Annotated in this window: 11 protein-coding genes; 5 read left to right on the top strand and 6 right to left on the bottom strand. The window is 65.0% G+C overall.

What is annotated here, in order from left to right; genetic code table 11:
• Nucleotides 1–126: 126 nt before the first annotated feature.
• Both rpsU and DES43_RS04925 read right to left on the bottom strand, forming a co-directional pair.
• Nucleotides 127–375: a 30S ribosomal protein S21 gene (gene rpsU, locus DES43_RS04920; protein ID WP_035024510.1), complete on the bottom strand. Its 249-nt coding sequence runs from the start codon at nucleotides 373–375 to the stop codon at nucleotides 127–129.
• 164 nt (nucleotides 376–539) lie between these two features.
• On the bottom strand, nucleotides 540–2,048 hold the full coding sequence (locus DES43_RS04925) for a helicase HerA domain-containing protein (RefSeq protein ID WP_035024509.1): 1,509 nt from the start codon (nucleotides 2,046–2,048) through the stop codon (nucleotides 540–542).
• A gap of 215 nt (nucleotides 2,049–2,263) precedes the next feature.
• Here DES43_RS04925 and DES43_RS04930 point away from each other — a divergent pair, with 215 nt between their 5' ends.
• The 5 genes from DES43_RS04930 (at nucleotide 2,264) to DES43_RS04950 (ending at nucleotide 7,687) form a co-directional block, all read left to right on the top strand.
• Nucleotides 2,264–3,517, top strand: a complete 1,254-nt coding sequence (locus tag DES43_RS04930; RefSeq protein WP_035024508.1) for a sarcosine oxidase subunit beta — start codon at nucleotides 2,264–2,266, stop codon at nucleotides 3,515–3,517.
• A gap of 10 nt (nucleotides 3,518–3,527) precedes the next feature.
• Nucleotides 3,528–3,818, top strand: a complete 291-nt coding sequence (locus tag DES43_RS04935) for a sarcosine oxidase subunit delta (RefSeq protein WP_035024507.1) — start codon at nucleotides 3,528–3,530, stop codon at nucleotides 3,816–3,818.
• A gap of 3 nt (nucleotides 3,819–3,821) precedes the next feature.
• Entirely contained in the window at nucleotides 3,822–6,815 is a 2,994-nt protein-coding gene (locus DES43_RS04940) for a sarcosine oxidase subunit alpha (RefSeq protein ID WP_035024506.1), read from the top strand.
• Nucleotides 6,808–7,386, top strand: a complete 579-nt coding sequence (locus DES43_RS04945) for a sarcosine oxidase subunit gamma (protein ID WP_035024505.1) — start codon at nucleotides 6,808–6,810, stop codon at nucleotides 7,384–7,386. Before DES43_RS04940 ends, DES43_RS04945 begins: the two co-directional genes overlap by 8 nt.
• A 73-nt stretch (nucleotides 7,387–7,459) precedes the next feature.
• On the top strand, nucleotides 7,460–7,687 hold the full coding sequence (locus DES43_RS04950) for a hypothetical protein (RefSeq protein WP_035024504.1): 228 nt from the start codon (nucleotides 7,460–7,462) through the stop codon (nucleotides 7,685–7,687).
• 92 nt (nucleotides 7,688–7,779) lie between these two features.
• Here DES43_RS04950 and DES43_RS04955 read toward each other — a convergent pair whose 3' ends face one another.
• The 4 genes from DES43_RS04955 to DES43_RS04970 form a co-directional block, all read right to left on the bottom strand.
• On the bottom strand, nucleotides 7,780–8,016 hold the full coding sequence (locus DES43_RS04955; protein WP_035024503.1) for a hypothetical protein: 237 nt from the start codon (nucleotides 8,014–8,016) through the stop codon (nucleotides 7,780–7,782).
• A gap of 402 nt (nucleotides 8,017–8,418) precedes the next feature.
• Nucleotides 8,419–9,108, bottom strand: a complete 690-nt coding sequence (locus DES43_RS04960) for a TetR/AcrR family transcriptional regulator (RefSeq protein WP_035024502.1) — start codon at nucleotides 9,106–9,108, stop codon at nucleotides 8,419–8,421.
• A 49-nt stretch (nucleotides 9,109–9,157) separates the two neighbouring features.
• Nucleotides 9,158–9,628: a MaoC family dehydratase gene (locus DES43_RS04965; RefSeq protein WP_035024501.1), complete on the bottom strand. Its 471-nt coding sequence runs from the start codon at nucleotides 9,626–9,628 to the stop codon at nucleotides 9,158–9,160.
• A 111-nt stretch (nucleotides 9,629–9,739) separates the two neighbouring features.
• Nucleotides 9,740–12,868: an efflux RND transporter permease subunit gene (locus tag DES43_RS04970; protein WP_035024500.1), complete on the bottom strand. Its 3,129-nt coding sequence runs from the start codon at nucleotides 12,866–12,868 to the stop codon at nucleotides 9,740–9,742.
• Nucleotides 12,869–12,940 lie beyond the last annotated feature (72 nt).

Genomic DNA, 12,940 nt, shown 5'->3' on the forward strand with positions numbered 1-12,940 from the left:
TGCCAGAAACTAGCCCGCCGCCTGTCGTCTGTCCCGGCTAAAAAGTTCCAGCCAAAACAAAAGGTGGCCGCGATCGGAATCGCGCCACCTCGATAACCCTTGAAAAGGGCGAAAAACGGACCGTAATCAGCGTGCGGCGCGGGCAGCCGGGGCCGGACGCGCGGCGCCGGGCAGCAGACCTTCGCGCTGGGCGCGCTTGCGGGCCAGCTTGCGCGCACGGCGCACGGCTTCCGCCTTCTCGCGGGCCTTCTTCTCGGACGGCTTCTCGTAGTGACCGCGCATCTTCATTTCACGGAAGATGCCTTCGCGCTGCATCTTCTTCTTGAGGGCGCGAAGCGCCTGATCAACATTGTTGTCGCGGACGAGTACCTGCACGGTTGTTCCTGTCTCTCAGGTTAGAATCCATCAAGCGGACGGGCAAAGCCGCCAGCCTCCGTGACGGATTGCGCCACGAATTTGCGGCGGCTGATAACAGAATGGCGTTTTCTTGTCCATACAAGAAATCGCGAGTTGTCGAGGCTTGCGTGCCAATTGCGCATCTATTCGGCGGCGTCGGCCGAGGGCGCGGCCTCGTCGGGCGCATTGGGGTCGCCCGGCGCGGTTTCGCAGCCGAGATCGGGAAAGGCGACGACGCGGTTGTTGTGGAAATCGGTGCGAACCACGATCAGGTCGCGCTCCTCGAAATAGGTGAGAAGCCTGCGGGCACGGCGCGCCGAATGGGTGCCGTAGGCACGCGCCAGCGTTGCGTCGGAGGGGCAGGGCGCGCCGGTCACGGCAGCCTGCGCCACCATCAGGAATACGCCCTGAACGTCGTCGGGCAGGCTTTCTGAAAGCTGGAGCGCCTGCGGCCAGGCTTCGCCGCCGGCGGTCTTGCGGTCCACACCCGCGCGGGCGACGGCGAGGCGTCTGCGGAAGGCGGCGAGCTGCAGCGGTTCTCCGGCGACGCGGCGGATGCGGCAGCGCACGAGGAAATCCTGATAGAGAACGGCGTCGGTGCGGAAGCCGGCGTCGGGATCTTCGAGGATTTCCTTCAGGACGGTGTCGATGCCCGCCTCGCGCTCGGCTTCGTCGATTTCGGGGAACATGGGCTCCACCGGCGGCGGCATGGGCGCGGGCTGGGGGCGCGCAAGCTGAGCCATCAGGTCGGCGGTGGGGATGGGCTGCGGCGCGGGCCTGCGCACCGGCATGCGGGCTTCTTCCGGCCCCGGCGTGAAGACGAGATCGGCGACGTCCTCGGGCTTTTCCGGCAGCGGCATCAGTTTCGGGCTGACCGAGCGGGCCGAGGTCTCGACGCTGCCGATGGTGACCGGCAGCGGCCTGCGCGACATGGCGGGCCCCAGCGCCACGAAACAGCCGCGCGCGAGGTCGCGGAACATTTCCGCCTGCCGCCGCTCCATGCCCAGAAGATCGGCGGCGCGGGCCATGTCGATGTCGAGGAAGGTGCGCCCCATGAGGAAGTTGGAGGCTTCCGCGGCGACGTTCTTGGCCAGCTTGGCCAGTCGCTGGGTGGCGATGACGCCGGCCAGGCCGCGCTTGCGGCCGCGGCACATCAGATTGGTCATGGCGGCGAGCGAGATGCGGCGCGCCTCGTCGGACACCTCGCCGGCGGCGGCGGGCGCGAAGAGCTGCGCCTCGTCCACCACGACAAGGACCGGATACCAGTGTTCGCGCTCGGCATCGAACATGCCGCCAAGGAAGGCGGCTGCGGCGCGCATCTGCTGATCGACGTCCAGCCCTTCCAGATTGAGCACGGCGGAAACGCGATGCTGGCGGATGCGGCCGGCGATCCGGGTCAGCTCGGCCTCGGTGCGCTGCGCATCGACCACCACATGGCCGAACCTGTCGGCCAGCGTGACGAAGTCGCCTTCCGGATCGATCACGCATTGCTGCACCCAGGGCGCGCTCTGTTCCAGCAGGCGGCGCAACAGGTGCGACTTGCCGGAGCCCGAATTGCCCTGCACGAGCAACCGGGTGGCCAGCAGTTCCTCAAGATCGATCATGGCCGGCTTCCCGGGGGAGGCCGTTCCCATGTCAATGTCGACTCTCATTGCAGCTCCTTGTACGGGCGCTTTACCATCCCGGCGCCCCGGTTGCGAAGCCGTGCGGGGCGATACCCACAGGCGCGGTTCGCCGCAGCCGGATACGGCGTATATAGCGCCAGGCTTCGTCGCAAACAGCGCATGGGTGGCCGGGTGGTTTGGCTAGTGATAAGAAAAGGCATCGGCGTCGGGGATGTTGCCGCTCAATCGCGAGGCGTGGGAACGTGAAGAAATACTCGGTATTCGCCATTGCGCGGGAAGCGATGCGCGGCCACAGGGGCTGGGAACAGCAATGGACCTCGCCGGAGCCGAAGGCGGAATACGATGTCGTTATCGTGGGGGCCGGCGGGCATGGGCTGGGCACGGCCTATTATCTCGCCAAAGAGCACGGCATCACCAATGTCGCGGTTCTGGAGAAGGGCTGGCTCGGCGGCGGCAATACGGGCCGCAACACCACCATCATCCGTTCCAACTATCTCTATGACGAATCGGCCGGCATCTACGACCATGCGCTGAAGCTGTGGGACGGGCTTTCGCAGGACCTGAATTACAATGTCATGTACTCGGCGCGCGGCGTCATGATGCTGGCGCACAATGTCCATGACGTGCAGTCGCTGAAGCGCCATGTCCATGCCAACCGGCTGAACGGCATCGACAACGAATGGCTGACGCCGGAGCAGGCGAAGGACTATTGCCCGCCGCTCAACATATCGCGCGACGCGCGCTATCCCGTGGTCGGAGCCTCGTTGCAGCGGCGCGGCGGCACCGCGCGCCACGACGCGGTGGCGTGGGGATATGCGCGCGGCGCGTCGGCGCGGGGCGTCCACATCATCCAGAACTGCGAGGTCACGGGCATCAGGCGTGGGCCAAACGGGGCGGTGACGGGCGTCGAAACTTCGCGCGGTTTCATCGGCGCGAAGAAGATCGGCGTGGTCGCGGCCGGCAACACCTCCGTTGTCATGAGCATGGCCGGTGTGCGCATGCCGCTGGAAAGCTATCCGTTGCAGGCGCTGGTGTCGGAGCCGGTCAAGCCGGTGGTGCCCTGCGTGGTGATGTCCAATACGGTGCATGCCTACATATCGCAGTCCGACAAGGGCGAACTGGTGATCGGGGCGGGAACCGACCAGTACACCTCCTATTCGCAAGCTGGAGGTCTGCACATCCTCGAACATACGCTCGATGCGATCTGCGAGATGTTCCCGGTGTTCACCCGCATGAAGATGTTGCGTTCCTGGGGCGGCATTGTCGACGTGACGCCCGACCGTTCGCCGATTCTGGCGAAGACGCCGGTCGGGGGGCTTTACGTGAACTGCGGCTGGGGCACCGGCGGCTTCAAGGCGACGCCCGGTTCGGCGCATGTCTTCGCCCACACCATCGCGCGCGACGAGCCACATCCGATCAATGCGCCGTTCACGCTTGATCGCTTCCGCACCGGCCGGCTGATCGACGAAGCGGCGGCTGCCGCCGTGGCGCATTGAGGGGGACATCATGCTTTTGATCCGCTGCCCCTATTGCGAAGAAGAACGCCCGGAGATCGAGTTCCGGCATGCGGGCGAGGCCCATGTGGCGCGCCCGTCCGACATCGCTTCCATAAGCGACGAGGAGTTCGAGGCATTTTTCTTCATCCGCGCCAATACGCGCGGCACGGTTTATGAGCGCTGGCGGCATGTGAATGGCTGCGCCCGTTTCTTCAACGCGGTGCGCGATTCGGTAAGCGACCGCTTCATCATGACCTACAAGGCCGGCGATCCGAAGCCGAAGAAGCTGCCGGGAGTGTAATAAATGGCCGAATCGTTCCGCCTTCCGGGCAGGGGCCGTCTCGCGCAGGCCAGAACCGCGCGCTTCACCTTCGATGGCAAAAGCTACAGCGGCGTGGCCGGCGATACGCTGGCATCGGCCCTTCTGGCCAACGGCATCCATCTGGTCGGCCGCTCGTTCAAGTATCACCGGCCGCGCGGCATCCTCTCTGCGGGCGCGGAGGAGCCCAATGCGCTGGTCGGCATCCATCGCGACGCCTCGCGCAAGACGCCAAACGTGCGCGCCACCGTGCAGGAGCTCTATGACGGGCTGACCGCCGTGTCGCAGAACCGCTGGCCGTCGCTCGGCTTCGATGTGGGCGCGGTCAACGATCTTGCGTCGCCGTTCTTTTCGGCCGGTTTCTATTACAAGACCTTCATGTGGCCGAAGGCGGCGTGGAAGTCGCTCTACGAGCCGTTCATCCGCTCCGCAGCCGGTCTCGGCGTGGCGCCGGACCAGCCCGATCCCGATCACTATGCCGCGCGTTTCGCCCATTGCGAGGTGCTGGTTCTGGGTGGCGGTGCGGCAGGACTCGCGGCGGCTCTTGCCGCGGCGGAATCCGGTCTGCGCGTCATCATCTGCGACGAACAGGCCGAACTCGGCGGCTCGCTGCGCTTCGAAAGCGGGGCGGCCATAGATGGCCAGAATGGCTGGGACTGGGCACAGGCGGCGGCGGCCAGGCTGGCGGCGATGGACAATGTGCGGGTGCTGACCCGCACAACCGCATTCGGATACTATCTTCAGAATTTCGTCGCGCTGGCGGAAAGAGTGAGCGACCATCTGTCCAGTCCCGGCGATCTGCCGCGCGAGCGGCTGTGGCAGGTGCGGGCAAAGCGGGTTGTGCTCGCCACCGGCTCCATCGAGCGCCACATGGTGTTTCCGGACAACGACCGTCCCGGCGTGATGCTTGCTTCGGCGGCGCGCACCTATCTCAATCACTACGGCGTGGCGGTGGGCCGCAATGTCGGTGTCTACACCGCCAATGACAGCGCCTATGCCGGGGCTATCGACCTGAAGAGGGCCGGGGTGAACGTGGCCGCGATCGTCGACCTGCGCGACAATCCTTCCGGGCCGATGGTCGATGAAGCCCGCGCGCTCGGCATCGAAATCCATGGCGGGCGTGGCGTGGTGCGCGTGGGCGGGCGTTTGCGCGTCAGTTCCATCACCGTGAAGCCAAGGACCGGAGGGGATGGTGAGCGCACGATTGCGGTCGATGCGCTTCTGGTGTCGGCCGGCTGGACGCCGTCGGTGCATCTGTTCTCGCAGTCGCGCGGCAAGGTGGCCTTCAACGACGAGGTGAAGCGCTTCCTGCCCGGCACCTATACGCAGGACTGCATCTCGGTTGGCGCCTGCAACGGCACGGACGGCCTGGCCGCCACCATCGACGAGGCCTATGCGGCGGGCGCGAAGGCTGCAAGGGAAGCCGGAGGCAAGGCAGGCAAGGCTGCGAAGCCGAAGGTGGAAGGCAGCGAGAACTGGTCGCGCGGCATGCTGGGGGCCGGACCCGGCGCGGAAGCCGGCACCACGGTCAAGGCGTTCGTGGATTTCCAGAACGACGTGACGGCCAAGGATATCCGTCAGGCGGTTCGCGAGGGGATGCAATCCATCGAGCATGTCAAGCGGTTCACCACCAACGGCATGGCGACCGATCAGGGCAAGACCTCGAACATGCACGGTCTGGCCATCGCCGCCGAGGAGCTTGGCAAGGCCATACCGGAAGTCGGACTGACGACGTTCCGCGCGCCCTATACGCCGGTGACCTTCGGCACCATCGTCGGCCATGCGCGCGGAAAACTGTTCGAACCGACGCGCCGTACCCCAATGCATGGCTGGGCCGAGCGCAACGGCGCGGTGTTCGAGGATGTCGGCCAGTGGAAGCGCGCCTGGTATTTCCCTCAGCGTGGCGAGGACATGCATGCCGCCGTCAACCGCGAATGCGTGACGGTTCGCAAGAGCGCCGGCCTGTTCGATGCATCGACGCTGGGCAAGATCGAGGTGGTGGGGCCGGATGCCGCCGCCTTCATGGAACTCATGTACACCAATCCGTGGCAGAAGCTGGAAGCCGGCCGTTGCCGCTACGGCGTGATGCTGCGCGAGGACGGTTTCATCTATGACGATGGCGTGGTCGGGCGGTTGGCCGAAGACCGCTTCCATGTGACGACGACCACCGGCGGGGCAGCCCGCGTCATGAACCACATGGAGGACTATCTCCAGACCGAGTTCCCGCATCTGAAGGTTTGGCTGACCTCGATTTCCGAACAATGGGCGGTGATCGCCGTGCAGGGGCCGAAGAGCCGCGACATCATTGCACCGCTGGTCGAAGGCATCGACCTTTCCGACGAGGCCATGCCGCATATGTCGGTGCGCGAGGGCAGGATCTGCGGCGTGCCGACGCGGCTGTTCCGCATGTCGTTCTCCGGCGAGCGCGGCTTCGAGGTGAACGTGCCGGCAGACTATGGCGAGGCGGTCTGGGAGGCGTTGTGGGCACAAGGGCAGAAGCACGATGCCTGCGCCTACGGCACCGAGACCATGCACGTGCTGCGGGCAGAGAAAGGCTACATCATCGTCGGCCAGGACACGGACGGCACGGTGACGCCGAACGACGCCGGCCTCGACTGGGCGGTGGGCAAGAAGAAGGCCGATTTCGTCGGCATACGCGGTCTGAAGCGGCCCGATCTGGTGGCCGAGGGGCGCAGGCAGCTCGTCGGCCTCAGGACCCGCGATCCCGATGTGGTGCTGGAAGAGGGCGCGCAGATCGTCGCCGATCCGAAGCAGCCGGTGCCGATGAAGATGATCGGCCACGTCACCTCCAGCTACTGGTCGGAAAATTGCGGTCGTTCCATCGCGCTGGCGCTGGTCGAAGGCGGACGCAAGCGCATGGGCGAAACGCTTTACGTGCCCATGCCGGACCGCACCATCGAGGTGGAGGTTACCGGCATGGTGTTCTTCGACGAGAAGGGGGAGCGCCTCAATGACTAAGGCGGGAGCGAAGACCGTTCAGGAAGCCGTCGGGGCGGAACGCCGTCCGGCGCTTGGCGGGCAGGACATGTCGGCCAGAGGCGTGAAGGTGGCGGTGTTGCCGCCGGCGAACCGCGTGTCGCTGCGCGTGCCGGAGGAGGCGGTGGCATCGCTGTCACGCGCGCTGGGCGTCGCCCTGCCGCAAAAACCGAAGACGTCCGCCGCGAAAGACGGGCGCACGGTTTTCTGGCTCGGTCCGGACGAATGGTTCGTGTTCGACGAGCAGGGCGGGGATGCGCTGGCCGATTGCGGGAAGGCGAAGGGGCTTCACTCGGCGGTCGACGTTTCGCACCGTAACGTCGCCTTCGCAGTGAGCGGTCCCGGCGCCGAGGCGGCAATCGCGGCCGGTTGTCCGCAAGACCTCGCATTGGCGGCGTTTGCGGTGGGCGCCTGCTCGCGCACGGTGTTCGGCAAGGCGGAAATCCTGCTCTACCGGGTGAGCGAGCAGGAATTCCGGGTCGAATGCTGGCGTTCCTTTTCCGGCTACGTCTTCGGACTGCTGGGCGAAGGCGCGCGCGACGCTGCCGCCTGAGGGAACCCTAAACGGGGGACGCCAGTTTCTATCACGGTTCCCTGATCAAGGGGAATGTCCGGGAGAAACTGGAATGGCAAGCAACGCGAAAACGACAAGCAAGGCGCGCAGCAAGACATCGGCTGTCAGGTCCCTCGAGCAGGAACGTCGGGCCCGCGACGAGACGGAGGAACTGGAAGAGGGGCTGGAGGATACCTTTCCGGCCAGCGATCCGGTTTCGGTGACCTCTTCGGCGATACCCGGCGGACCTAAAACCCCCGGGCAGGCCAAGAAGGTTGCAGGACGCAAACCGGGACGCTGAGCTCGCGGCCTGAAATCCGGACTTGAAACAGTATCATGTCGCGACAACGGGCGGCTATCCGCCTGGACGCCGCCCCTGCCGCCTCGTGCAGCTCAAAGACCGGGCACGAACGGATTCACATCAATGCCGAGGCGCGGTCCCGCGGTCTTGCCTTCGCCGGCATTCTTGCTGATCGAGCCGGTGCTGGCGCAATCGACCTTCACCTTCTTGCCCGTCGTCTGATCGACGGCAATGCATGTGGCGGGGGAGTTCTGTGCGAGCTGGGGTGCGGCTACGCCGGCGCCGGACAGGGCGAGCAGGGCGGCAAGCGCAACTATGGCGGTCTTCATATCCTTCTCCAATTGTCGTACGTGTATTTTATGGCGTACATGTACATAATTTGAGAGAGGGATTCAAGATGTTTTCGTACATGTACGAAAATGTGATCTACGCAGGGAAAACACGACAATCTCCGCCCTGTTGCAGGGAAGCGGAAGGCGTGGGCATCAAAGGGCTGCCGGCGTCTGTTTTTGGCGCAGCGACAGTGGAGCGACCGAGCCGGACGGCTATCCGGTTGCACGCATCTTGGCATCAGCGCGTGGACGAGATCGCAGGGGATAAGCCCGCATCGGGTTCTTTCGCCGGAATGGCCAGAGCGTTTTGCAGCCAGATGGAAACACTTGGCGTCCCACAAATGCAGTAGAAACAGACAGACAGATCGTTTCATCGATTCCGTGAAACGATGAAAAGATCTATTTCCGCGTCAGCCGGCACAGCCCGCCGGGGTTGTCGCTGAGCGGCTGCACATCCTGTCCTTCCAGCGCCCCGAGGGCGAGATCGCACATGCGCTTCACATAGGCATCGGGGTCGCCGAATTCGTGGAAGGGAAAGGTGATCAGGAGCGAGATGGTGCCGTGGGCAATGCTCCACAGAATGGTTGCGATGGCGAAGGGGTCGCCTTTCAGCCTGCCTGCCGCGATGCAGGCCTCGACGCGGCCGAGAAGCGCCAGCATGGCAGGGTTGCTGGCGTCAAGCTCCTCGAAGGTCATGCCTTCCGGCGGCCTGGTTTTCTCGGTCATGAAGACGATGCGGTACTCATTCGGATTGCCCAGCCCGAAAGCCGCATACTCGGTCATCACCGCGCGCAGCGCCTCTATCGGATCGTCCGACGTGTTTTCCTCGATGCGGCGTGCAAGGATTGCAAAACGATCTTCGGCCAGCGCCAGCAAAATGTCCTGCTTGTCGGCGAAGTAGGAGTAGACCGACATCGGCGCATAGCCGACCCGTTTGGCCAGCTTGCGAATGGTCAGGCCATCGTAGCCTTCCTCCTGCACAAGCTTCCGCGCTGCCTCGATCAGGTCGGATCGAAGCGTTTCCCGGTGCCGTTCGCGCCGTTCCTGCACGGTGAGCGATACGGTCTTCGTTTTGCGAGCGTCCTCCACGGGTTTGACTATATCCCTCATGTGTCCGGGGGCAAGCCGTGCCGCAACGTCAGGCTTCGGGCTCGACGAAGGTCAGGGTCAGCCAGCGCGCGGTGAAGGCGGGCTTCTTCGAACCCTCGATCTCGACGGTCACATCGTGTGTCACCTGCACCCAGCCGGAAGGTCTGGCCTTGACGTCTGCAAGCACGAACCGGGCGCGGATCTGCGAGCCGGTCCTGACCGGCGCCATGAAACGGATCTGGTCGAAGCCATGGTTGACGCCCATCCTGCCCTTTTCCAGCGGCGGCAGCGTCTCGAAGGTCATGGCCGAGAGCAGCGAGAGCAGCAGGAAGCCATGGGCGATGGTGCCGCCGAAGGGGGTTTCCTGCGCCGCACGCTCCGGGTCGCAATGGATGAACTGATGGTCGTCGGTCGCGTCGGCGAACTGGTCGATCATCGTCTGCGTCACGGTGCGCCAGGGCGAGACGCCGACCTCCTTGCCGATGCTGGCCAGAAGCTGGTCGAGGCTGATCGGTTGCATGATGGCCGCTTCTCCTGATGCCCGGATGCCGTGATGGTTCGGGCAGGAGCAATACAGGGCCGTGCCGGCCCTGTCACCCGCGCAATGGATGCCGGTGGGGAAAGGGCCTGCCTATTCGGCCGGCTCCATATCGGTGTAGGCGGCTTCCTCCAGCTCACGGCGCAGGCGGTTCTGTTCCTCCACCTTCGGGATGACGAAGCGGCCGAGCAGCAGATAGGCGACCGGCGTGAGGAAGAGGGTGGAAACGGTCGCGAGGCCGAGACCGCCGACGATGACCCAGCCCAGCGCAATGCGCGCCTCGGCGCCGGCGCCGCTGGCCAGAACGAGAGGCAGGCCGCCCAGCACCGTGCAGATCATGGTCATCATCACCGGGCGCAGGCGCACATTGGCCGCTTCCTCGATGGCCTGCCGGACATTGGCCCCGCGGTCGCGCAGCTGGTTGGCGAACTCCACGATGAGAATGCCGTTCTTGGCCATCACGCCCACCAGAAGCACGAGGCCGATCTGGCTGTAGGCGTTGAGGCTGGTGCCGGTGAGGATCAGCGCGAAGATGGCGCAGGCGAGCCCCAGCGGAACGGTCGCCATGATGATGATGGCGGAGACGAAGCTTTCGAACTGCGCCGCCAGCACCAGAAGGATGATGATCAGCGCGAAGCCGAACACGGTAAGCATTCCTGTGTTGGTTTCGCCAAGCGTCGCCGCCTCGGCCAGCGGAAGCAGGCGGGTGCCGGGCGGCATGAGATCGGCAGCGATGCGCTGCGCTTCCGCATAGGCATCGCCCAGCGCGAAGTCGGAACGCAGGCCGGTGGTGATCGCGACCGAGGCTTGCCGCTGCTCGCGCGTCAGGGTCGGCGGCACCGCCTTTTCCGTCAGCGTGGCGATGGTGGACATCGGGACGAAGCGGCCGTCGCCTGTCTTGAGGAAGATGTTTTCCAGATCTGTCGGATCGTTGATCGGACTGGTGGTCGACACCAGCTTCACGCCGAAGGCTCGGTCGCCGATATAGACGTCGCCGATGTCGTTGCCGTCGAGCATCGCCTGGAGCGTGTTGGCGAGCCCGGTGATGTCGATGCCGAGATCGGAGGCGCGTTCGCGATCTATGGAAACGGAAAGCTGCGGCTGCGACGGATCGATCGAAAGACGCGGCTGCTCGAAGCGCGGGTCCTGCTCCAGCGCGGCGATGATGCGGTCGGCCGTCTCGCTCAGCTTCGAGCGGTCGTTGCCGGTCAGGGCGAATTGCAGGCCGTTGCCCGCGCCGCGGATGCCGAGGCTGTTCGGCTGCACGGGAAAGACGCGCACGGCAGGCATCTGCCGGGTGTACGAGCTGATCTCCGACCAGATCTGCTGCTGGGTACGGGTGCGGTTTTCCCATGGCGCAAGGGTGATCACCATGAAGCCGCTGTTGTAGTTGCCGCTGTTGCCGGCGAACTGGAAGGTGCTTTCGATCTCGCCCGAACGGCGCATCGGCTCGATCAGGTCCTCGATGGCGCGCATCTGCGCGGCCGTATATTCGAGGCTCACCCCCTGCGGGGCGCTGACGCGCAGCAGGACCGCCGAGCGGTCCTCGGTCGGGGTCAGTTCCTGCCGGATCGTGCCGAAGAGGACAACGGCCAGGCCGGCGAACAGAGCCGCTGCGAGGACGACGAGCCAGGGCGCGTTGAGGCAGGCACTGAGGAAGCGCTTGTAGAGCGCGGCGAGCTTCGCGCCGATACGGCTGCCGATGCCGGTTCCGCCTTCGCGATGCAAAGATGCGGAGGTGAGCATGCGCGAGGCGAGCATCGGGCACAGCGTCAGCGCCACCACACCGGACAGGAGCACTGCAATGGCCAGAACGAAGCCGAACTCGCGGAACAGGCCGCCGGTCTGGCCCGGCATGAAGGAAATCGGCACGAACACCGCGACCAGCGTGGCGGTCGTGGCGACCACGGCGAAGAACACCTCCTGCGTGCCGAGAACGGCGGCCGCACGGGGGCCGAGGCCCTGGTTGCGGCGGCGCACGATGTTCTCCAGCACCACGATGGCGTCGTCGACGACGAGGCCGGTGGCCAGCACCAGCGCCAGCAGTGTGAGGATGTTGATGGAGAACCCGGCAAGATAGATGGCGGCGATGGTGCCGATCATGGCAACCGGCATGGAGAGACCGGGAATCAAGGTGGCGCGCCAGTCGAGCAGGAAGGCGTAGATGACGATCAGAACGATGGAGACGGCAAGCACCAGCGCGATCTCGACTTCATGAACCGCGCCGTTGACGAACACCGCATCGTCCGAGGTGATCTTGATGGTCATGCCTTCCGGCAGGTTCTGCTGGATGGTCCGGACCGCAGCCTTGACGCCTTCGGAAATGTCGAGCGTGTTGGATTCGGCGGCGCGGACGATGCCGATGCCAATGCCGGATTTGCCGTCGGAGCGCAGCATGCTCTGCCCGATGTCGGGGCCGAGCGTCACGGTCGCCACGTCGCCGATGCGGGTGCTGCCGTCGATGTAGAGCTGCTCGAAGGCTTCCGGCGTGTTGACCTCGGCGGTGGTGCGCACGATCAGGTTCTGGTCGCTGGTGGTGATGGAGCCGGCCGGCTTGTCGAACGCCACGGAGGCCAGCGTGCGGCGCAGGTCCGCCACCGTATAGCCGAGGCTGGCGAGCCGTGCCTGATTGACGTCGATGCGGAATATCTTTTCCCGGTCGCCATAGACCTGCACGTCGGCGACACCCGGAACGGCGGCCAGCGCATCCTCGATCTGATCTTCGACGATGACCGTCATGTCCTCGACGGTCATGTTGTCCGAGGTGACGGCCAGCCGCATGACGGCTTCCGCATTGGCGTCGGCCTTCACGATGCGCGGAGCGTCGGCTTCGTCGGGCAGCTGGTTGGCGACGCGCGATACGGCGTCGCGCACATCGGAAGCCGCGACGTTGAGGTCGACGCCATCGTTGAACTCGATGGTGACGCGGCTGGAACCGTATGAGGAGCGCGAGGAGATCGATTTCACACCCGAGACGCGCGCAACCGCGCCTTCGATGATGTCTGTCATCTCGCGGTCCACCGTTTCGGCGGCGGCGCCGGTGAAACTGGTGTTGACCGAGATAACCGCGCGGTCGACGTCCGGCAGTTCGCGCACCTCGACGCCATAGAAGGCAGCGATGCCGGCGACGGCGATCAGCGTGTTGAGCACGAAGGCCAGAACCGGACGGCGGATGAACAGGGCCGTGAGGCCGCTCTGGCCGCTCCTGATCTCGTCATTCATGGCTTGTCTCGTCTTCCGCAGCCGTTAAAGCGTTCTTGCTGTTCGCACCGCAAAACCGCTTCGCAATTCTGC

The sequence above is a fragment of the Aquamicrobium defluvii genome (genome assembly GCF_004363725.1).
Taxonomy (GTDB): Bacteria; Pseudomonadota; Alphaproteobacteria; order Rhizobiales; family Rhizobiaceae; genus Mesorhizobium; species Mesorhizobium defluvii.